18 protein-coding genes are annotated in these 20,632 nt (G+C 68.9%); 11 read left to right on the top strand and 7 right to left on the bottom strand.

The features are described from left to right. A complete protein-coding gene (locus tag G3I60_RS11690) occupies nucleotides 1-543 on the bottom strand; it encodes a matrixin family metalloprotease (protein WP_164293248.1) in 543 nt (180 codons plus the stop codon). 362 nt (nucleotides 544-905) lie between these two features. On the opposite strand from G3I60_RS11690, the gene G3I60_RS11685 reads away from it, so the two are divergent. The 3 genes from G3I60_RS11685 (at nucleotide 906) to G3I60_RS11675 (ending at nucleotide 7,928) form a co-directional block, all read left to right on the top strand. Then, nucleotides 906-4,043: a hypothetical protein gene (locus tag G3I60_RS11685; RefSeq protein ID WP_164607081.1), complete on the top strand. Its 3,138-nt coding sequence runs from the start codon at nucleotides 906-908 to the stop codon at nucleotides 4,041-4,043. Then, nucleotides 4,040-7,132, top strand: coding sequence for a hypothetical protein (locus G3I60_RS11680; RefSeq protein ID WP_164293245.1), 3,093 nt, complete (start codon nucleotides 4,040-4,042; stop codon nucleotides 7,130-7,132). The genes G3I60_RS11685 and G3I60_RS11680 overlap by 4 nt, the downstream gene beginning before the upstream one ends. A gap of 217 nt (nucleotides 7,133-7,349) precedes the next feature. Continuing rightward, complete coding sequence (locus G3I60_RS11675; protein ID WP_239069752.1) at nucleotides 7,350-7,928, top strand: histone deacetylase; 579 nt, start codon at nucleotides 7,350-7,352, stop codon at nucleotides 7,926-7,928. 40 nt (nucleotides 7,929-7,968) lie between these two features. On the opposite strand, the gene G3I60_RS11670 is transcribed toward G3I60_RS11675, so the two are convergent. Both G3I60_RS11670 and G3I60_RS11665 read right to left on the bottom strand, forming a co-directional pair. Next, on the bottom strand, nucleotides 7,969-8,709 hold the full coding sequence (locus G3I60_RS11670; protein WP_138351919.1) for a class I SAM-dependent methyltransferase: 741 nt from the start codon (nucleotides 8,707-8,709) through the stop codon (nucleotides 7,969-7,971). A 147-nt stretch (nucleotides 8,710-8,856) separates the two neighbouring features. Continuing rightward, nucleotides 8,857-9,831 carry a WYL domain-containing protein gene (locus G3I60_RS11665; RefSeq protein ID WP_164293243.1) on the bottom strand — a complete coding sequence of 325 codons (975 nt, stop codon included), beginning with the start codon at nucleotides 9,829-9,831 and terminating at the stop codon, nucleotides 8,857-8,859. Between the two features lie 95 nt (nucleotides 9,832-9,926). Between G3I60_RS11665 and G3I60_RS11660 the strand changes: the two genes are divergently transcribed. Both G3I60_RS11660 and G3I60_RS11655 read left to right on the top strand, forming a co-directional pair. Then, nucleotides 9,927-10,328, top strand: a complete 402-nt coding sequence (locus G3I60_RS11660) for a RidA family protein (RefSeq protein ID WP_138351921.1) — start codon at nucleotides 9,927-9,929, stop codon at nucleotides 10,326-10,328. A 164-nt stretch (nucleotides 10,329-10,492) separates the two neighbouring features. Beyond that, nucleotides 10,493-11,071, top strand: coding sequence for a hypothetical protein (locus G3I60_RS11655; RefSeq protein WP_164293242.1), 579 nt, complete (start codon nucleotides 10,493-10,495; stop codon nucleotides 11,069-11,071). 384 nt (nucleotides 11,072-11,455) lie between these two features. On the opposite strand, the gene G3I60_RS11650 is transcribed toward G3I60_RS11655, so the two are convergent. After that, nucleotides 11,456-12,154, bottom strand: coding sequence for a 2-phosphosulfolactate phosphatase (locus G3I60_RS11650; RefSeq protein ID WP_164293296.1), 699 nt, complete (start codon nucleotides 12,152-12,154; stop codon nucleotides 11,456-11,458). Between the two features lie 299 nt (nucleotides 12,155-12,453). On the opposite strand from G3I60_RS11650, the gene G3I60_RS11645 reads away from it, so the two are divergent. From G3I60_RS11645 to G3I60_RS11635, 3 genes are all read left to right on the top strand, one after another. Then, nucleotides 12,454-13,098 (top strand): dihydrofolate reductase family protein, encoded by a 645-nt coding sequence (locus G3I60_RS11645; RefSeq protein WP_164293241.1) that lies wholly within the window; start codon nucleotides 12,454-12,456, stop codon nucleotides 13,096-13,098. A gap of 180 nt (nucleotides 13,099-13,278) precedes the next feature. Beyond that, complete coding sequence (locus G3I60_RS11640; RefSeq protein ID WP_164293240.1) at nucleotides 13,279-13,662, top strand: hypothetical protein; 384 nt, start codon at nucleotides 13,279-13,281, stop codon at nucleotides 13,660-13,662. 247 nt (nucleotides 13,663-13,909) lie between these two features. Then, the gene (locus tag G3I60_RS11635; protein ID WP_138352078.1) at nucleotides 13,910-14,977 is read left to right on the top strand and encodes a sugar ABC transporter substrate-binding protein; all 1,068 of its coding nucleotides are present in this window, start codon (nucleotides 13,910-13,912) and stop codon (nucleotides 14,975-14,977) included. Between the two features lie 100 nt (nucleotides 14,978-15,077). Here the strand turns inward: G3I60_RS11635 and G3I60_RS11630 are convergent, their stop codons facing one another. Next, complete coding sequence (locus tag G3I60_RS11630) at nucleotides 15,078-15,509, bottom strand: hypothetical protein (protein WP_239069736.1); 432 nt, start codon at nucleotides 15,507-15,509, stop codon at nucleotides 15,078-15,080. Nucleotides 15,510-15,568: 59 nt separating this feature from the next. Then, nucleotides 15,569-15,739, bottom strand: coding sequence for a hypothetical protein (locus tag G3I60_RS11625; RefSeq protein WP_164293239.1), 171 nt, complete (start codon nucleotides 15,737-15,739; stop codon nucleotides 15,569-15,571). Nucleotides 15,740-15,913: 174 nt separating this feature from the next. On the opposite strand from G3I60_RS11625, the gene G3I60_RS11620 reads away from it, so the two are divergent. The 3 genes from G3I60_RS11620 (at nucleotide 15,914) to G3I60_RS11610 (ending at nucleotide 19,085) form a co-directional block, all read left to right on the top strand. Next, complete coding sequence (locus tag G3I60_RS11620; protein WP_269287064.1) at nucleotides 15,914-16,615, top strand: GntR family transcriptional regulator; 702 nt, start codon at nucleotides 15,914-15,916, stop codon at nucleotides 16,613-16,615. Next, nucleotides 16,612-17,418: a hypothetical protein gene (locus G3I60_RS11615; protein ID WP_164293237.1), complete on the top strand. Its 807-nt coding sequence runs from the start codon at nucleotides 16,612-16,614 to the stop codon at nucleotides 17,416-17,418. The genes G3I60_RS11620 and G3I60_RS11615 overlap by 4 nt, the downstream gene beginning before the upstream one ends. Before the next feature lie 266 nt (nucleotides 17,419-17,684). Continuing rightward, the gene (locus G3I60_RS11610; protein WP_198359571.1) at nucleotides 17,685-19,085 is read left to right on the top strand and encodes a glucose-6-phosphate dehydrogenase; all 1,401 of its coding nucleotides are present in this window, start codon (nucleotides 17,685-17,687) and stop codon (nucleotides 19,083-19,085) included. Nucleotides 19,086-19,225: 140 nt separating this feature from the next. Here G3I60_RS11610 and G3I60_RS11605 read toward each other — a convergent pair whose 3' ends face one another. Beyond that, nucleotides 19,226-20,338 (bottom strand): ABC transporter substrate-binding protein, encoded by a 1,113-nt coding sequence (locus G3I60_RS11605; RefSeq protein ID WP_164293235.1) that lies wholly within the window; start codon nucleotides 20,336-20,338, stop codon nucleotides 19,226-19,228. Nucleotides 20,339-20,632 lie beyond the last annotated feature (294 nt).

Genomic DNA, 20,632 nt, shown 5'->3' with positions numbered 1-20,632 from the left:
TCACGGCAGGGTGGTGAAGCAGTGCTGGGCGATCGTGAGGCTCTGGCCGAAAGTGAGGAGCGGCACGCTGGTGAAGCCCCCGGCATCCACGGACCTGTACATCAGGTTGGCCGGATCACCGTCGTGATCCAGACCGAGGTAATGGCCGATCTCGTGCGGCATGACGCCGTTGGTGGCGGGCCCGACCAGTTCCACGACCGCGCCGGTCATGCTCGGCCAGGTCTCGTACTTGTTGCACGTGCCCTTGACCGGCGAGAGGCCGGCTGTCGGACCGACGTAGCTCTTCACCAGGAAGACGTCGACGGCGTTACCGGGAATGGTCCACTCGGACGTCAGCCACTGGGCTTCCGAATCGCTGTCGATGTACGAATATCCTTGAGCGTCGGTCACTCCAATGGAGTAGGCGTCGAAGCCGGACATGTCGAACCCGATCTGCCAATAGACCTGGCGGGTCGCCCAGCAGGCCGCGTCCACGACCGCCAGGTCATCGGTTGTGAAGTTCTCCCAGCCCACGTAGATGAGATTGACCGCGACGTGCGGCATCGCGCCTCCCTGGTCAGAAACTCGAGCGTCGCGAGGAAACCGCGGCATGGCGCGCAGATGCTCCCCCACCACGCCTCGAGGGCTTCCGTTGCACCTTCCGCAAGCGTGCACGTGACCGCGCGGAGTTCTTGTCCCACCGTCACGCGGCTTCCGCATGTCTGCAACTCGGTGGTGACTCCAACACCTCAAGACCACAGATCGGCCATGCCACTTCATCTCCTGCGTCCATCGCACATCCGCGCATGCGGAGGGTCCATCCCGGTGCAACCCTGGAACCAGGCCGAGTGCCGGTAGCCCCCCGCGTTCAGCCGGTTCCTCTCCCGAGCACAGTTCTCAGTTCATTGACGGAGAGCAGGCCCGCCATGCTCTTGCTCGTACGACCCGATGATCTCGTGGTTCTCGGCGTCGACTGGTCCGGTTTCCAGCTGGACGGATCGCGCCTCCGAGCGGTGTCCGAGCCCGCCCTGGTGACGGCTCTCTTCCCGCCGCAGCACCTGGCCGAGGAGGTCACCGGCAACGGTCTGGCCCGGGCGCAGCTGTCGGGAACCAGCCAGGTCGTCTACCGGGTGGCCGTGGGGACCATGATCGACCTGACGGTGGACGGGTTCCTGGAGGCCCTCGGCACGGCGGAGGTCCAGGAGCAGACCGCGATCGAACTGCCATGGGGGCTCCTGCTGTCGCCTGCGGCCGCCGCGACCAGCGATCATCCGGCCCAGGCGCTGCGGTCGAACCCCACCGCGGACGTCGGCCTGTGGCGTACTCGCCTGTCCGCCGGGCAAGTACGCCCCGCCGATGCCCGGCCGGGCGTCAACCTGGGGTTCCTCACCCCGGTGGACGGTCCTGACCGGGCGCGGATCGTGGCGGAGAGCCAGCGAAAGCTCCCCGATGTCCAGCGTCTGGAACTGACCTCACTCGGCGGGGCACTGACCGCGCGTGGCGACTGGGACACGTTCCAGTGGGAGCAGAACGTCGCGGTCGGACGCGACCAGAGGGTGCGCATCGCGACCGAGGGTGTGCTCTACCCGCTCGGGCACCGGGCGGTCCTCACCGTGCTGACCGAACGGGGGATCGGCGACGGGCCGGCCGCGCTCCGGCAGCGAAGAACGCTGGCCGTCACCGAGCCGGTCCGGTTCTCGACCGGCGACAACCCGGTCCACCGCAAGTTTCCGTTCGACGCCTTCGAGCTGACCACGCTCTGGTACGACGACCTGCCCGATCCGGTCTGGCAGAACTACGTCCGGCCCGTTCCGATGCTCACCGAGGTGCGCGACGAGCTCGATGGACTACGGTCGCGGTCCGCCGATCTGGCAGCCCAGGTGGATGTGGAGGGTCACCGGTTCCGCCCGCCGGAGGAACTCGGAACGCCGGAGGTGTCCCAGCTGAGCGACGCCTGGGCAGAGCTGGCCGGCATTCAGCAACAACTCGCCGACGACCAGGTCAACCGGGACGCCGCGAACCAGATCTCCAACCAGCTCAGCGACATCCAGAACCGGATCGACCAGCTGCAGATCGCGGATCCGGAGTCACCGGAGCTCGCCGATCTGTTCGCGCAGGCCTCGGAACTCTCCCAGGAACTCCGCAACATTCCCACGCTGCCCAATCAGGTGGTGTTCCAACTCTCCCAACGGGCCCAGCAACTCCAGGCCGAGATCGATCGGTTGGCCCAGGTCCTGGACGCCCAGGGCCACCGCGTCCGGGATGTCAACGAACTGGCGCAGGAAGGCTTCGGGCCCGCCGTCGAGTTCCTCGATCTGCAGCCCCAGATCGACGCGGCCCAGGCCCACGTCACCGAGCTCGAGGCGCTGGCGACACAGTCGTTCAGGCTGTTCTTCACGCCGCCGGTCCAGTTCCCGGTCCGTGGCCGTGGCCCGGCAGGTGATGTGGCCTTCGACCTGCCACTGATCTTCGTGGCGGACTTCACGCTGGATCCGACCCCGGATCTGCCGGGGTTCCGCTCGTTGACCGATGCCGACGTGGCCGAGCAGTTGCGGACGGCCTACGACCGGGCCACCGTGCCGCTGCCCGGAGTACCGATCGACCTCGTCAGGGCACACGACCCGAAACCGGCCGATGTGCACGAGGTGCACGAGCTGACCATTGTCGGAACAGCATTCGGCGAGAGCTTCCATCCGCAGATCGAACGGCTGACGGCCGCGCTGCCCGCGCTGCGGACACTCCTGGGGGATCCCGACAAGCTGATCCCGCTCACGTTCAACGACAACTTCCTCGACGTCGGTGCGGCCGAGCCACTGCCACTGTTGTTCGAGGCCGGCAGCTCCTACGGCGCCGACTTCGCGGGACGGGCGGGCGCTCTGGTCACCCCGTCGTTCGCCGCTGATGCCATCTCCCGGTTGTACGGCCCGGTGGCCCAGGCGGGGCTGCTCAAGGACGCGGCCGGGAAGCTCAGCGCGGCCCGGGTGTTCGGAGACACCGCGCGGATCCTCGGTCTCTCGCTCAAGGACCTCGCCCCGAGCCTGGACGCGCCACCGGAGATCACGCTCATCCCGCCCAACTCGGCGAGGATGACCTGGCAGAACGTCGTCCTCAAGGACCTCGCACCGTTCAAGGCCGGTCCCTTGACGAGGCTGAACCTCACCGTCGTCCGCTCGCCGGATCACCTCACCACCAGCTGCGTGATCAACGACTTCACGCTCCAACTCGGGCTGCTGGACGTCGGCATCGGCTCCATGACCTACACCCAGGAGGACGACCGGCCGCCCCGGCTGGAGGTCCACGGCGTCACCCTGGACGTCGCCGGCCCGCTGAATCTGCTCAAGGAGCTCCTGGCCAAGGTGCAACTGGGCCCGGTCGTACCCGACATCGCGGTGACGCCCCAACAGATCTCCGTCGGGTACTCGCTGCCCATTCCCGAAGTCACCACCGTCGGGTTCAGCCTGCGCAACATCCTCTTCCGGCTCGGCGTCACCGTCCCGCTGGACGGCGCCCCGCTGACGGTCCAGCTGGCCTTCGCCAGCCGCGCGAACCCGTTCGCGCTGAACGTGCTGCTCTTCGGCGGAGGAGGCTATGTCGATCTGGCCATCACCGACAACAAACTGACCAGGTTCGAGGCCGCGCTGGAGTTCGGCGCGTCGGCCTCGATCGGCATCGGCATCGCCAAGGCCGAGGTACACGTCCTCGGTGGCATCCGGTACGAGCTCGTCGGCGGCGATGCCCAGCTCAACGGCTATCTGCGCTTCGGGGGCGGGGTCGACATCCTCGGTCTGATCTCGGTCTCGCTGGAGGTCGTGATCACCCTCAGCTATCAGCGCGCCACCAACGCGCTGATCGGCCGGGCGACCCTGGTGGTCAGCATCGACCTGACCTTCTACTCCGACTCGGTGACCGTGGACACCGGCGAGTACCGGATCAGCGGCGACGCACCATTGCACAGCCCGATGGTGGGCCCGGCCCCTCCCCTGGGTCCGGCGGACGGGGCGGAGACCGGCCTGGCCGCCTGGCAGGAGTACCGGCGCGCATTCAGGAAGGCGGGGCAGCCATGACCAGCGGCGACTCCATGGTGTGGACGGCACTCCCCGGTGGCCGGGTGAACGCGGGCCTGGCAGTGCTGCGGCTGGCCATCCATCCCCGGCTCAAGGGGCCGCTGACGGCCAGCGAACTCGCCGACTGGCCCAGGCGCCTGCCCGGCATTCCGATCCAGATCACGCTGCGGAACGCGGGCACGGTCAAAACGATCACGCCGGGCCGCCTCAACGAGGCCAGGAGCGAGGTCTGGCAGGCACTGCTCGGTGGCCTGCCCGTCCGGCCGTACGCCCCGCACACGTTCCAGGGGACCTCCGTGGAAACGACGTCGGCGGACGCGGGCGCGGTCATCGACACCTACGCGACAACGGCCAAGGCCCCGGACGACGTCGCCACCCAGCTCGAGTCCTGGGACCACGAGACGCCCTCACGCGTACCGGAGGGACCGCCGCCGCCCGCCCCAGAGCTGGACTTCCACCAGCAGGTGGCACGGCTGCGCGAGCATCCCGCGGTGCTCCGCGCACTCGGTTTGATCGTCGAGCTGACGCTGCCGGTCGGCGAACTCGGCCCGACCGGCACGGTGAGCATCGGCGCGCCCGGCCTGACCTCGCTGGTCTCCCCGGCCACCAACTACGAGTTCGACGGCCACCTGTTCCTCCCCGCCTCCGCCGGGGACCTCACCACCGGCATGCTCGATCTGCGCTCCGCCGACCTGACCGGTTCCGGGAGCAACGCCCGCTGGGAGATCACCACCTTCGACGTGGACGGAGCCGTGACCAGACTTCGCCAGGCGGCCCGCAGCGATCGCAGCAGCCTGCCGCACCTGCGCTCGACCGGGCTCATGCTCGTCCGCCGCGACCGGCAGGCGGACTTCGACGACCGGCACGCGCGCGCGGCATCCCACGCGGCGCCCGGCAGCGACATGGCACTGGCCACGTTCAACGCCGACGAGCTGCTCCTCGGCTACCGCATCGACATCCGGCCCAAGGACGGTCAGTGGGCGCCGCTCTGCCGCCGCGTGGCCACCTACCGCGCCGGTGGCGTCGACCTCGGCCCCGAGATCGAGGAAGGGCACGTCAAGCCGTACGCGGCGACCGGGAACGGTGACCAGCTGCAGGCCGACGAGATCGTCGCCCGGTGGTCCGGCTGGAGCCTGGTGCTGCCCCCGCCCGGCTCCCCGCGCGCCCGGCAGTCGGCCGGCCCGCTGGACTGGACCTTCGACTTCGAACCCGGCACCCTGCCCGAGCTCCGGTTCGGCCACAGCTACGAAGTACGGGCCCGCGTCGCCGACCTGGCCGGCGGAGGCCTGTCGGCCGACGATCCGGCGGCGGACCGCTTCATGAGCTCCCTCGTGGTGTACACCAGGTTCGAACCGGTGCCACCACCCGAACTGAGCGGCATGGAACTGGTCATCCGCAGCGACCGGGACATGAGCGCGGAGCAGTTCCTCGCCGCCAACCCGCGCTACGCGACCGCCGCCACCGCACTCACCCTGACCGTCCCGAACACCACCCTGGCGCTCGCCGAGCAGCATGGCATGCTCGATGGCGACGACGCCCAGACCTGGGCGGCGGCCCAGCAGCCCACGGACCCCGCTTCCGCAGGCGTCGTGGTCCATCTCGCGCTGCCGGTCCGGGTCACCGCCCGCCGCCCCTGGCAAGGACCCTGGCCGATGCGGAAGACGAAGACCCTCACCCTGGTCGAACGGGCCACGGGCGGACAGCCACAGCTCACCTGGAGCGCCGGTGACGCGGTGGCGACGGTCAGCCTGAGCCAGGCCGAGCAGATCACCGCGGAACTCTCCTCCTACCTGCCCGACGACTTCCTGGACAGGTTCGCCATCCGCCAGTGGCTGGAGCCCGGCAACGAAAGCGCCGCCAGCGGCGGACGGCACCCGATGGTCACACCCACCCGGGAGATCGCGCTCGTCCACGCAGTGCGCAAGCCGCTGCGCGATCCGACCGGCACGCTCCAGGCGGTGCGGCAGCCAGGGCAGACCTGGACCACCCTCGTGCCCTCCACTCCGCGGCTCGAACTCGACCCGCCGAGCACCGCCCAGGTGTACCTCACCGCCGCCTGGGATGAGTGGGACGACGCCCCCGCGCCGACCCCGGGCACAGCCGCCGTCCAGACGATCACCATGCACCCCACCGACGAGGACCTGCCGCCGCTGCGCCACGAGTTCGGCGACACCAAGCACCGCATGGTCATCTACACCGTCACCGGAACGTCCCGGTTCCGGAAGCACTTCGCCGATGACGAGCCCGACGCGAACTTCCTGGCCTCGACCGCACTGCCGGCCGTCGACGTGCCCAGCACCGCCCGGCCGATCCCACCGGTCGTGCTGGGCCTGCGGCCCGCCTTCAACTGGCAGACGGGCCCACAGACTCCCGGCACGGCGCAGTGGGACGACTTCCGACGGACCCGGCTGGGCGGGCGGTTGCAGGTCGAGCTGGCCCGCCCCTGGTACACCACCGGCCAGGGGGAGCGCCTGGCCGTCCAGCAGACGCTCCTGGGCCGCGACCCGATCTGGAGCACACCCGAATCGGCCACGTCGGTCGCCGGCACGACCTTGCATGAAGTGTGGCAGGCGGGAGAGAGCTGGTACGCCGACGTGGAACTGCCGCCGACCGAGTCCTACGCCCCCTTCGTCCGGCTCACCGTGGCCAGGCACCAGCCGAGCAGCCTCCCCGGTCTGGACACGTCCGCCTCCGTCGACACCGACGTGGTCGCCACCCTGCCGGACCGGACTCTGACCGTGCAACGCCAGGGGACCGAACTGCACGTGCAGCTCGACGGAACCGGCCCGACCGGCCCCCAGCCGAACGTCGTCCAGGTGCTCATGGAACAGAGCCCGTCCGGGCAGGGGGCGCTCACCAGCCTCGACGGCGCGGTCGGTGCGACGACGTGGGTACGGGCTCCGGGAGCCGTGGTGACCGGGACCCTCAACACGCCGCTACCTCCCCTTGCCATCCCGCCGACCGGCGACAAACTGAGGATCTACGTACGGGAGGTCGAACAGCCCGGCGCCTCGCCGAGCACCGGCGAGCTGGCCGAGCGCGTGGTGTTCGCCGACTACGTGCTCGGCTTCCCAGCACCGCTCCCGTGAGGCCCGCGCTCCGGGACCGCCACCCGGCCGGGATCCAAATAGGGTGGGCCCTTGCGAGCAGGACCCGCTGGCGCAGTAGCGCGAGTCCGGCTCTGCCGGACACCTGGCGTTTGAGCATCCTGAGGCGGTTGATGTGACGACGGCACGCCGCCTGCAGCCGGTACGGCCCGAAGACGCCGCACCCGCGCAGGTCTGGTACGCCTCCTACGGCTCCAACATGCACATGAACCGCTTGATGTCCTACCTCGGCGGCGGACAGCCTCCCGGAGCGTCCCGCAGCTACCCCGGCTGCCGGGACAGCCGGCCGCCGGCGCTCTCCGTTCCCGTGGAACTCACCGGCGCGCTGTACTTCGCCACCGAGTCCCTGGTGTGGTCCGGCGGCCGGGCCTTCTACGATCCCCACGCAACCGGGCACGTGTACGCCCGCGCCCACCTGGTGACCGCCGGACAGTTCTCCGACATCGCCGCGCAGGAGATGTACCGCGAACCGGGAACAGACCTCGACCTCACCGAGGTCCTGCGCTCCGGCGTGGCCACGCTGGGGCACGGCCGCTACGAGACGCTGGTATGCCCCGGATCGCTCGACGGCCTTCCCCTGCTCACCTTCACAGCCCCCTGGACAGTCGACGAAGCCGACTGGACGCCACCCTCCGCCGCCTACCTGCACCACCTGGCCCACGGACTCCTGGAGACCGGAGCCTGGGACGTGCCCGCCATCTCCGCCTACCTGCAAGCCTGCCCAGGCGCCGCAGGACACTGGAGCGCCCACCAGATCGCCGACCTGCTGACCCCATGAGCCGCAACGGCCCTGCCGCGCGGGCCGGGTGGGACGACCGTCAGGCGCGGCAGCGCAGCATGGTCAGCGGAGGATTGCCGGCGAGGTCCGACCAGAACTCCTCACCGAACTTGGCCACACCGGCATCGGAAACCGTCAGCGGTACCCAGGTCAACTCGGTGAATCCGGCCGCCTGCAGAGAATTCTCGTAGACCTCGCGGTGGGGCGGGGTGGCGACAAACGAGATCGGCGGGTCGAGCAACGCGGTGATCCTTACTCGCGGCCCGAGATCGGATACCTCGCCGGCCGATTCGCAGCGGAACCCGTACCTGTCCAGGGGCGGCCCGTCGAAACGGAACTCGGGGCTCTGCATGAAGACGAAGAACTCGGCCCCGTCCATCAGGCTGCGGTGGATGTTGCGACACATCCGCTCGATCGTGGCGACGTCCTCGGCGTAGTTGAACAACTGGACCGCAACCGCGATGTCGAAGCGCTGTTCGAAGGCGCGCAGCTCGGCCACATCGCCCACCTCGTAGCGCACGCCCAGCGGTTCGCCGTCCTCCAGCGCCTGCGCTGCGGCCACCATCTCACCGGAGATGTCCACTCCCAACACCTCTGCGGCGCCACGCCGCTTGAATTCCCTGCTGTAGAAGCCGGTCCCGGACGCCAGGTCGAGGACCGACCTTCCGCGCACGTCCCCGACCATCGCCAGAAAGCTGGGCACCTCCCCGTACTGCGCCAGCGGCAGGGTTTTGAAGCCCTCGAACGCCTCACCGATCTCGTCGTACAGCTGCGTGCTCATCGTGCAGTCCTCTCCCGCGCTTCATGTCCGTGGCCGGCCCGTTCCCCAGGAACCGCCGCGCCCCCTGGCGGACACTCTCCCCCCGCCCCGCAGGACAGCCGTATTGGCAGAAGATCCAAAGATGCGGACACCGTCCCGGCCTTTCTCTCAGGACGACGTTCTGTAAAGAGTGGCGATCTCGGCGGCGCGGTTGCGCAGGGAGTCGCGCAGCCACTGCGGGGTGAGGGCTTCCGCGTTCGTGCCGAGGTGCCACAGCGCCCATTCGGCGTGTCGCGAATCCTGGAAGGTCACCTCCAGCCGCAGCCGGCCGTCCGTCTCGGCTTCCTCGGCGAGGACGGCCAGCGCGGTGCCCACCAGTTCCTCCCGCCGCGTCGGGTTCATCCGTACCAGCACGGTGACTTGGTCGCCGCCGGTCCGGAACTGCCGGCTGCGTTCCTGCCAGGCCTGGTCCAGGTCGACGCGCTCCGGGCGCTGTGCCGGTTCGGCGAGTTCCTCGGCGGCCAGGACCCGGGACAGCCGGTAGGTGCGGTCCGCGCCGGATCTCGTGGCCAGCAAGTAGCCCTGCTCGCGCACGGTGACCAGGCCGATCGGGTCCACCGTGCGCCACTTGGGGGTCTGGTCCACGGCCGCGTAGTGGATGCGCAGCTTGTGTCCGGCGAACACCGCGCGCCGGATCTCGGTCACCACGGGGTCTGGCGCCTCCTCGGTGACCAGCCGGCGCGAGAGGACGTCGGTCTCCGGGTCGATGAGCAATCGCTGAGCCGCGCCGGCCGCAGTGGCCTGATAGCTCTCCGGGAGCGCGTCGACCACCTTGCGCATGGCCGAAGCGAGCGCCGGGCCGAGCCCGAATGCCTGTGCGCCGCGCCGCGATCCGGCAACCAGCAGAGCAAGTGCCTCGTCGTGGTTCAGGCCGGTGAGCTCGGTCCGGAAACCGGGCAGCAACTCGAACCCGCCGTGCCGACCGCGTTCGGCGTAGACCGGGACACCGGCTGCGGACAGCGCATCGATGTCGCGCAGCACGGTGCGGGTGGACACCTCCAGCCGGCCAGCCAGTGCGGCCGCGGACAGCCGACCGTGCTGCCGCAGCAGCAGCACCAGCGAGACCAACCGATCGGCGCGCACACGAAAACGCTATCGGAATACACGACACACGGTGTCGTGATTCGTTGGGAGGCTTCAGCACGACACAGGCCCATCGCACGCGAGAGGTGACCCTCATGGCACACGTCATGGTCAATCCGGACGGCTTGCACGACCCGGTCCCGTTCGGCTACAGCCACACCGCCACCGTCCCCGCCGGTACGGAACTGGTGCTTGTCTCGGGTCAGTACGGATCGGGCCCGGACGGCGCGGTCGTCTCGACCGATTTCACCGAGCAGGTGCAGCGGACGTTTCACAACATCGGCGTCGCCCTCGCCGCCCATGGGCTCGACCTCAGCCACGTCGTCCAGCTCAGGACGTATGTGGTGGACCACGATGTCAGCAAGCTCGGGCCGATCGCCGGGGCCGTGCAGAAGGGCTGGGGTGCGAAACCGCCCACGCAAACCCTCATCGGTGTCGCGAGCCTGGCAACACCCGACGTGCTGTTCGAGGTCGAGGCTCTCGCCGCCCGGCGCTGACTCGCCGCCGGCGTCTGCTGTTCCGTCCCGCGTCCCGCGTTCCTCGTCGCGGGCCGGGACGGCGACGCGCGCGGCACCGATCACCACTCCTGGACCTGCTCGGGAACCGTTCCCTCGGTTCCTGCGTGACCTCATGATGTGTAGTCGGCTGGTGAGGGGACCTGATGAGAGCGCGAACGATGGTGAGCGTGGCGGTATCGGCCTGTGTGGCGATGGTGGCGTGCGCGTGCGGCCCGGAGAAGTCGAAGGAGAACACGGACACGAAGCCTTCGCAGCCGTCCGCGTCCACGCGGACGAACGTGCCGTCGGCAACGCCTTCGGCAACTCCGTCGGTGCCCGCTCCGACCGAGAAGCCGTCGGCAACCCCGACCGGCGCTCAGCCCGCGCCCAAAACGAAAGAGCGCGCGATCCAGCGGTACGAGCAGTACCTCCACGCCCTCGGCCGTGAGGACATTCACACGGTCTGCGAAGTGGCCGGCCCCGGCGCGAAGAAGGCGGAGGAGAAGGGCTTCGGCCCGTGCACGTCGACGTACGTCATCGTGTTCCAGATGATCTCGCCCGCGCAGAAGAAGATCCTGCGAACCGCAACGGTCGACCCGCAGCGCGTCTCCGTGCGCACGCCCGACAAGATCGAGATGCCGGTCGAATCGGTCAGGCCCTCCGGCACCTTCTCCGAAAGCGACCTCGGCAACTACACCCTGGAGTACCTCAAGAACGACTGGTACATCACCGACGGAACCTGACGCAGCGCCCACCACGCCTGACCGGGCCACCTCCGGTCTCGCAGCCTGGTCAGGAATGACTCGGCGATCGAAGAACACCCATCGCCCATTTTGGGCGGAGGTTCACCAGCGCCCCTCGGCGGTGGTGAACCGGTCCTGCTCAGGACGAGGGGCCGAGCCAGGTTCGCAACGCGGTCTGCAGTAGGCCGGTGTCGGCGGGGCGGTGGCCCTGAGCGAACGCCACGCCTCCGGCAGTACCCCGGAGGACGACTTCCGCTGCAGCCTGACCATCATGCTGACCGGTCTACGCGCCCCCCACCAGCAGCTCGGGGCCGGGGCCATGCCGAGCCATCGCCGATCGCAAAGGAAGCGCCGCCACGGTAGGAGGACACCACGGTCGGCCGGTCAGTGGATACGGGATGGGAGGTCAGGCACGGCAACGGGCCGGAGCACTGTGAGGGACTCTTCCTGGCGAGCCACCATCGCAAAAGGGAACCTGTCGATCTCCAAGCAGAGATCGACGTCGTCCGGGTGGTATCCGCTCCGCAGACCAGCGGCAAGATCGGCCGCGGCACGAGAGGTCCTCGCGCGGTGGAGATACGGAGCCGCGTCGACCTCGCCTGCGGCCATGGAGTGGCCGATGTATTCGGCGCAGGCCAGGTCCTCGTCGGCCCGGCCTTCTTCGCCGGTCACGACGAACGTCACCGGGCCGGAGTCCGTGGTCCGCAGGAACCGCGCGGTCGGGCCGGCCACGACGAAGCTCGCGCACAGGACCAGCGGTGCGTTCGCGACGGCCAGCGCTCCCACGGTGCCCGCCGTCGTCTTCTGCACCAGCGTGCGGCCGGCGAAATCACGTGACCTGAGCAGGCCGGGTGAGTTCACCGCGTCGAAGCCCGCCGCTGGAGCCCCGTCCTTCAACGCCAGCCAACCCGAGTGGCTCTCCTTCAAGGTGAGTGCCTCACTCTCCGTGGAGGCCAGGACGATCCTCTCGACGCCACGCGAGAAGGCCCAGGCAGCCACGGTGAAGGCGCGCATGACGTCGATGACGACAGCAACACGGGGAACGCCGGTCAGCTCCGGGATGCCGACGAAACGATGGTCCATCGCACCATTCTGCCGCCCGGGATCATCCGGAGAGCACGATTGCTCCGGCTGGAACGCGGTGAGCTCAGTCATTGACCCGGACCCCAGGTGGCACCGCACCGCGTGCACCGCAGGTGTCCCGTGATGCAGCACCGCGGGCACCGCCGTTGCCCACGGCTGCGTCGTCCGGTGGACCGCGTCGCCGATGCGTACCGGTTGCCGTCGCGCCGATGCGTACCGGTTGCCGTCGCGCCGATGAGTCTGCGGGCGCCCGCCGGTCTACCTTTCGACCGGTACAACCGATTCATCGGGAGCAAGACATGGGTCTCATCCATATTGAGCTGTTCGCCACCCTCGACCTCGTCGGGCAGGCGCCCGGCGGCCCCGACGAGGACCCGGAGGGATTCCCGTTCGGCGGCTGGCAGGCGCCTCTGATGGACGAGGTCGCCGGGGCGCAGGTCGATGCCGCGTACGAGGGCACGGACGCCCTCCTGCTCGGCCGGCGGACGTATGACATCTTCGCCGCCTACTGGCCGCACCAGAAGGGCGCCGAGGAGACCGAGTTCGCCACGCTCTTCAACCGTGTCCCGAAGTACGTGGCCTCCCGTGGCAAGCCCGACCTCTCGTGGGCCGGGTCCACGCAGCTCGGCCCGGATCTGGCCGGCGCGGTGCGCGAGATCCGCGATCGGCACGAGCACGTGAGGGTCGTCGGGAGTCTGAACCTGGTGCAGACCCTTCTGCGCGAGCAGCTCTTCGACCGGCTCGACCTCTGGGTGCACCCGATCGTGCTCGGCGACGGGAAGAAGGTGTTCGACGGCGGTGCGGTGCCCACGAACGTCACCCTCCTCGAACCGCCGGTCGCCAGCCCGAAGGGCACCGTCTACCTGCGCTACGGCCGCGCCGACGGCACGCCCGGGACGGGGGACATGAGCGCACCCGATCGCGGTGCCGGGCGCGACAACTGAAGCCTCCGGCGCCAGGTGCATCCGTGTCGTCGGCGGTGGATCCGCCCGTTCACCGCCGCCACACCATGCTCCGACCGGCTCTGGCGCACCGGGCCGAGTCCGGCAAGTGACCTGGAGTGGGTGGCTGAGTCGTCGTAAGGAGGCTGCCGGTCGTCCAGGTCAACGGTCTACGGTGGTCCGATGGGAAACGATCGACGTATCCGCCGCCTCGTGGTGAACGAGGCCGTCTGGTGCTGGACCGTCCGGCAGCGGGTGAGACCGGACCCCGCCGACTGCCGGCTGACGCTTTCCCTCTTCCCGGAGGTGCCGGCGCAGGGCGTTCGACGCCGATTGACGTTGGTCTTCGCCCCGGGCCCGGACAGAATCGTCTCGAACTCGTACTTCGAGGCGGGCACAGTCGTACGTCTCCCCGACCGCACCTGGCTCAACCTCTACGAGCCGGGAACGGTCAGGCGCCTGCTCGACGCCACAGCGCCCATTCTGGAGATGCGGTCATCGGTGCAGAATCTCGAAGTGGACGGCTGGCCCTACTTCGCTAGAGTGACCACCCAGGTGGGCGGCTAGACGACAGTCCGCCCTCACCTTCTGCCTGTGGTCCCTACGCCCGGGGAGACCACGGACAACCTGGCACTGGGAGCCGGCCCCCCGCTGTCGGTCCTTGCTATTGGTTCAGACAATTAACAACTATGTCGTTTCCATCTCGTTAACAATTTACTTATTGACGACATGGCAACGGCCGAGTTGACTCCCGTGAACCTCGGCCGCAGCCTTGCGGCCTCGTCAGGGAGGCAACCCAAAAATGAACGCGGTAATGCGTCGTGCCGTCATGTGCTCGCTTGCGGTAACGATGACCGTGTCCGCGGCCGCTTGCGGTGACACGGGCGACACCGGAGTCAGCCTGAAGGACAAGTCGATCGGTCTGCTGCTTCCGGACAACGCCACGAAGCGGTACGAGAAGTTCGACCGTCCGTTGATCGGAGGCAAGATCACGTCGCTCTGCCCCGACTGCAAGATCGCGTACGAGAACGCCGACGGTGACCCTGCAAGACAGGCGCAGCAGGTCCGCGACATGATCGCCCAGGGCGTCAAGGTCCTGATCCTGAGCCCGCAGGACGCGGTCGGCATCAAGGCGTCGGTCCAGGAGGCCGTGGACAAGGGCGTCAAGGTCGTGGCGTACGACCGCTTCGCCCAGGGTCCGGTCTCCGCGTATGTCTCCTACGACAACGAGAAGGTCGGCGAGCTGCAGGGCCAGGCACTGCTCAACGCCATGGGCGACAAGGCGACCCCGACTGCCAACGTTGTCATGATCAACGGTGACGACGCCGACCCGAACGCCGCGCAGTTCAAGGCCGGTGCGCACAAGGCGCTCGACGGCAAGGTCAAGATCGCCTACGAGCAGAGCGGCAAGTGGAAGGATACCGTCGCGAACCAGAAGGTCACGGAGGCGATCGCGCGGCTCGGCGCCAAGAACATCGACGGTGTCTACTCCGCGAACGACGGCATGGCCGGCGGTATCGCCACCGCCCTCAAGGATGCCGGCATCAACGTCCCGCTGACGGGTCAGGATGCCGACCTCGCCGGCATCCAGCGGATCCTGGCCGGCAAGCAGAGCAGCACCGTGTACAAGGCGTTCAAGCCCGAGGCCGACGCGACCGCCGAGATCGCGGTCAAGCTGATCAACGGTGAGGACATCAAGACCGTCGCGGACACCGTCGCGACCAGCGGCTCCGGCACCACCGTGCCCGCCAAGCTGCTCACCGCGGTGTCGGTGACCAAGGACAACATCAAGGACACGGTCGTCAAGGACGAGGTGTATCTCATGATGCAGATCTGTGCCGGCGCCTACGCCGCCGCCTGTGAGGCGGCCGGCATTCGCTAGACCCCCTGGCCCCGCCACTCCCCCGGTCCCTCGGCCCGCCGGCTGCCGCGGTGGCGGCAGCCGATCCGCGGCTGCGGCGATGGCGGAGCGGCGGCCGAGGTCACGGCACCGGCTCGGGGCGAGGGGCGAGGACGGCGCCCAGCAGGAGTCCGGCGGCGATGGCGGTCACGATGGTGGTCATTTTGGTGAGGTCGTGGAAGCCCTGGATGGGGCAGCCGCCGGCCAGTGCGGTCAGCCCGCGCATGCCCAGCGAGCCGACGGTGAGAGTGAAGAAGCCTGGCAGCAGCAGCACGATGCGTGGGGGCTGCGCGGGTCTGGCGGCCAGCCATGTCGTGACCAGGCCGAGCAGTACGGCGGCGGCGAACGTGCCGCCGACCTCACCGATCAGCTTGGTGCCCGCGGTCTGCACGCCCACGGTGACATACACCAGGACCAGCAGGGTGCCCAGCAGCGGCGCGTGGTCGTCGTCGCTCAACACGTCCGCGGGCCGCCCCGATCGGGGCTCCTCCCACATCTCCGGCTCGGTGATCACACGCCGTCGGCCCGAAGCGATGCGCGTCCCTGCCCTACAGGTCCATGTCGCCTCCACTGCTACTTGCGTCGTGCGACCAGCAGGCCGGCTAAGTCGACGATCCCGAGCGGGCAGTCCAGAAGAGTGCTGAAGGGCTCCCCGGCGAGCCGCCTCACGACGAGGCCGAACAGTCCGATGAGCATCAGCACCCTCCACCCGGCAGGACCGCGGTCCGTCTGACTCTGCGTCATTTACTTGCCTCCTGCGACTCCTTGAATGCGCCTGCTGCGCCTGCTCAACAAGGTAAGGATTGTTCAACAATCCAGCAAGAGGGCATTCAATAGTGGCTCTCACCGCTTCCATTTCGCCGTACACACGGAGTATATTTTGTTCAACGATTTGTCCGCAGGATGAGAGGGACGCAGGTGAGCACCAACGCTCCGAGGTCATGGATCGACGAACTGGCGCGAGACCAGGACCCGCTCGGCCGCGGCAGCACCGCCGAGCGCGTGGCCGGCGTACTGCGGGACCGGGTGACCGAAGGGCGGATCCCACCCGGAACCCGGCTGTCGGAGGAGGCCATCGGCGCGGCCCTCGGGGTCTCCCGCAACACCCTGCGTGAGGCCTTCCGACTGCTGGCCCAGGAACGCCTGCTGGTGCACGAGCTCAACCGCGGCGTGTTCGTGCGGACCCTGGGCCGGGACGACGTCGTGGAGCTGTACCGGCTGCGCCGACTCGTGGAGGGTGCGGCCGTACGGGAACTGGTCGGCGCCCCCGAGCGGGTGATCGGCGCGATCCGGGCAGCCGTCGAGGCCGGCGAGCGCGCCGCGGCCGACCAGCGCTGGCCCGATGTCGCCACCGCCGACCTGCACTTCCACCGCGGGATCGTGCAACTGGCCGGATCCGCGCGGCTGGAGGAGTTCATGCTCCGCATCCACGCCGAACTACGCCTGTCCTTCCACGTCATGGACAACCCGCAGCGCTTCCATGAGCCCTACCTCACCCGCAACCGCGAACTCCTGGGCGCCCTGGAGTCCAGGGACACCCAGCAGGCGGAGCTGCTGCTGTCGGTCTACCTCGCCGACGCGGAACGACAACTGGTACGCGCCTTCGAGGACGCGAGATGAGCAGGGTCCCGCCGTTCGAGGAGGTCGACGACCACGGACAGATCCTGTTCTGCGGCGACCCCGGGCTGCAGCTCGATGGCATCCTGCTGGGCCTGCAGACCCCGCAGGGCACGGTCACCCTCGACCCCGACCTGACGGGTCACACCCCGGCGGCGCTTTTCGAGTTCCGGCAGGTCCTACGACTGCATACCAACCACGTCGAACATGCCGTGACGTCAGCGGCGTCGATCGAGGAGGTGCCCAGGGAACCGCAGATCGAGGGGGCCATCCTGTTCGGGATGCAGCGCCTGCCGCCGGAATTCTCGCAGCTGCGCCTGCCCGATCCGCCCAGCTCCGACGAGGACGGGGTCCGCCTGGACAGGATCCCGCCCACCGTGTTCGAAAAGCTGCGCATGCGCGAACCGCCGCGACGCGACGAGAACGAGGTCTACTTCGGCATGCGGCGGAGGCCGCCCGGATACGCCGACCTGCGCTCGGCCCCGGGCTGGGAGCTGCACGAGATACCGGACTGCGATGCGGGGCGATGGAGACCGGACGTCATGAGCCGTTCCCGGCTCGAACTGCGGACGCCCGACGGTGAGCTCTACTCCCGTGCCTGGGTCTCGCCCGACCCCGCGTGGCAGGCCGCCGCCCTGGAGCACGGCTACGTCGTCTGCCTGTGCGGCCTGTTTCTGGGCCTCATCGGACCCATTGACATGACCGCCGCGTCGTACACCCCGGCGATGCGCCGCCAGGGGTTCGAGATCGGCTGCGCACTGGGTCTGACCGTCGGCGGAATCGTCACCTACGTGAACCACTCCTGATCGTGGTTGCTCCCGCCGGGCGACCGCGGTCTCGTTCACCCGGCTCGATCGCCCTGACCGCGGCAGTGCACAAGCCTGGCCGCCGTGGGGCCCCGCAGCAGCGTCGATGTCCGACCGTGCCGTTGCCAGCAGATTCAAAACATGGGCTATATGGTCCCATTCATGACTCATGGTCCGCCTGAGCGGGTTCGGGCATGTCTGTTCGGCCTCGACGGTGCCCTCACCGGAACGGCGATGGCGCATGCCGCGGCGTGGAGGGCGGAGCAGTGACCGCCGACGCCCTGGTGATCTTCGGTATCACCGGCGACCTGGCGCGCAAAATGACCTTCCGGTCGCTCTACCGCCTGGAGGCGTCCGGGCTCCTGGACTGCCCGATCATCGGGGTCGCGCGCGAAGACTGGTCGCACGACCACCTCATCTCCTCCTTGCGCGAGGCCCTGCACACGGTCGGCGAGCCGGTGGAGGCCGGTGCCTTCGAGCGGCTGGCCCGGCGGCTGACCTACCTGCAGGGCGACTTCGCCGACCCGGCGACCTACCAGGCGCTGGCCGGCCGGCTGAAGGATGCCGGGAAACCGCTGTTCTACCTGGAGATCCCGCCGTCGCTGTTCGCCCCGGTCGTGGAGGCACTGGGTGCGGCGAACCTCACCGCGCATGCCACGGTGATGCTCGAGAAGCCCTTCGGCCACGACCTGGCCTCCGCCCGGGCGCTCAACGCACGGCTGCACCAGGTGCTCGCCGAGGACCAGATCCTGCGCATCGACCACTTCCTCGGCAAGCAGCCCGTACTGGACATCCAGTTCCTGCGGTTCGCCAACGCGCTCCTGGAACCGGTCTGGAACCGCGATCATGTGGCGGCCGTACAGATCACCATGGCCGAGGACTTCGGAGTCGAGGACCGAGGGTCGTTCTACGACCCGGTGGGCGCGCTGCGCGACGTGGTCCAGAACCACCTCCTCCAGGTGCTCGCCCTGATCGCCATGGAAGCGCCGGTCGGCCCCGGACCCGACGCGCTGTGGGACCGGCGGGTCGATGTCTTCCGGGCCATGGCCGACGTCGATCCGGCCCGCTGCCTGCGCGGACAGTACGAGGGCTACCTGGACGTCCCCGGAGTCAAGCCGGGCTCGGTGACCGAGACCTACGTCGAACTCGCCCTGGAAGTGGACAACTGGCGCTGGAGCGGCGTGCCGTTCTCCATCAGGGCGGGCAAGGCACTGGCCGCCAGGGCCACCGAGGTGCGCGTGGTCTTCAAACGCCCGCCGCGGCTGGCCTTCCTCGACCAGCCCGAGCATCCCGACCCCAACGAGCTGGTGCTGCGGATCGACCCGGACCCCGGACTGCGGCTCAACATGCTCTCCAAGGAGGCATCCGGTCACTCGACCAGAGACGTCCACCTGGACCTGTCGTTCGCCGCCGAACTCGGCAAGCCCCCCGAGCCCTACGAGCGGCTCCTCAACGACGCGCTGACCGGCGACCGTTCGCTCTTCACCAGGCAGGACGTCGTGGAGGAGACCTGGCGCGTCATCCAACCGCTGGTGGATCACCCACCCGCGCCGGTGCCCTACGCACGGGGTTCCTGGGGACCCACGCAGCACCCGGGCAACACGCCCTGGCAGTTGCCCTGGCTCCCAGGCCCCGACCCGAGGCGAACGGACCACGCCGACACGTAACCCCCGGCAGCTCGGCGTGATGCGCCCGGCCGGATGGGCGCCGACATCGCCCGCCGCCTGATGCGCGACGGCCACAGCTGCGTGGTGTCCGACGCGAGCCTCAGACTGGGCAGCGCTGGAGAGGAAGGAGGGCCACTGCCTCAGCCGGCATGAAGGATCCGAAAGCGAGCGGGTTCCGCCGGATCCCGATCAACGACTTGGACCGGCGGCCAAGCCCACTGCCAGACGTTGATGCCGGGCACGCGGGAGAACCGGATCTGCCCCCGGGTGCCTTCGACCGCAACGCGCGACCACGATGCACTCGTGCGCGCCCGGTCCCCACCGCTCGAACGCAGCACATCGGCGAGGACGGCGACCGTGTCGTAGCCCTCGAAGGCGACGAAGGAGGGTGCTTCGCCAAGCCGCTCGCGGAGAGCCGTCTCGACTCGTGCACCGAGTGGGCCGAGGCGCTCGGGCAGGTAGCGCAGGAACGGGATCCCGGCTCCCTCGTCACCCAGCAACGCCGCCCACTCGGCGAACTCCGGTTGCCCGGCCGGAGCACCCATCATGATCTCTGCCAGGCGCTGGTCGCGGCGGACGGACCTCACGATCGGCACTGCCGGCTCCGGGTGGCCGACCAGAAGAAGGAGGGCGGTCGCGCGATGGTGGACGAGTTCGTCGCACACGGCCGTGGGGGTGAGCGCGCCCATGTCGAGTTCGATGACGGTGCCGCCACGTGGAGCGAGGTGGTCCCGCAGAATCCGGGCTCCGGATGCCCAGTAGACACTCGGCTGCGTTGCTACGGCGATTCGGCTGTGGCCCGCGCCGAGGAGGAAGTCTGCATAGATCTGCCAGCCATGGGACTGTGCCGGGGCGAGGCGCGCGACCCACTGCGTCGGCTCGTCGGTGAGCGCGTCGAGAACCGCTGACGAGCAGAGGAACGGCAGGCCGAGGGCGTCGGCCCTGGCGGCAGCGGCGCGAGCAACGACGCTGTGGTACTCCCCCACCACGGCAGCCACGCCCAGACCAGCCAACTCATCTACGGCCGCCGCCGCCCGATCCGGATCAGCCGCGGTGTCCCGGACCACCAACTCGAGTGGTCGTCCCACGATCCCGCCGGCGTCATTGACTTCGCGAACGGCCAACTCGAGTCCAGCGAGCAAGTGCCTGCCCGCCTCGACCCAGCCAGGCCGCGTCAGCGGAACGAGAGCGCCGATCCGGACGGACGATCCGTCGGTCCGCTCCCCTCCAGATGGCGATGGTGGCGTATTCATGCCTTGCCCTCTCCCGTGCGGAGCGTCGGTGGCAGTTGGCCCGGTACGCACAGGGGCACGGCTTGGCAGTTACGCATGCAGCTCATCTCGCCGTGGCGGAAGCACCTTGGTGACCATGTCGGCCATTGCATCCACCATCATCGCCAGCGGGCAACCGATTATCCGTCCCGTTCACTGCGGGCCGTTGCCCGCACTGCCGGGCCGCTATTGACGTCATCCCCGCCCTGAAGGGACGCCCAGCGACACACACTGACCGACCGTCGGGTAAGGACGAACCTGCCTTCACTCGGATGG

This window comes from Streptomyces sp. SID13666 (genome assembly GCF_010548325.1).
In the GTDB taxonomy this organism is placed as follows: Bacteria; Actinomycetota; Actinomycetes; order Streptomycetales; family Streptomycetaceae; genus Actinacidiphila; species Actinacidiphila fildesensis.
Note: the sequence above shows the minus strand (reverse complement) of the source record. Positions and strands in the feature narration are given on the sequence as shown.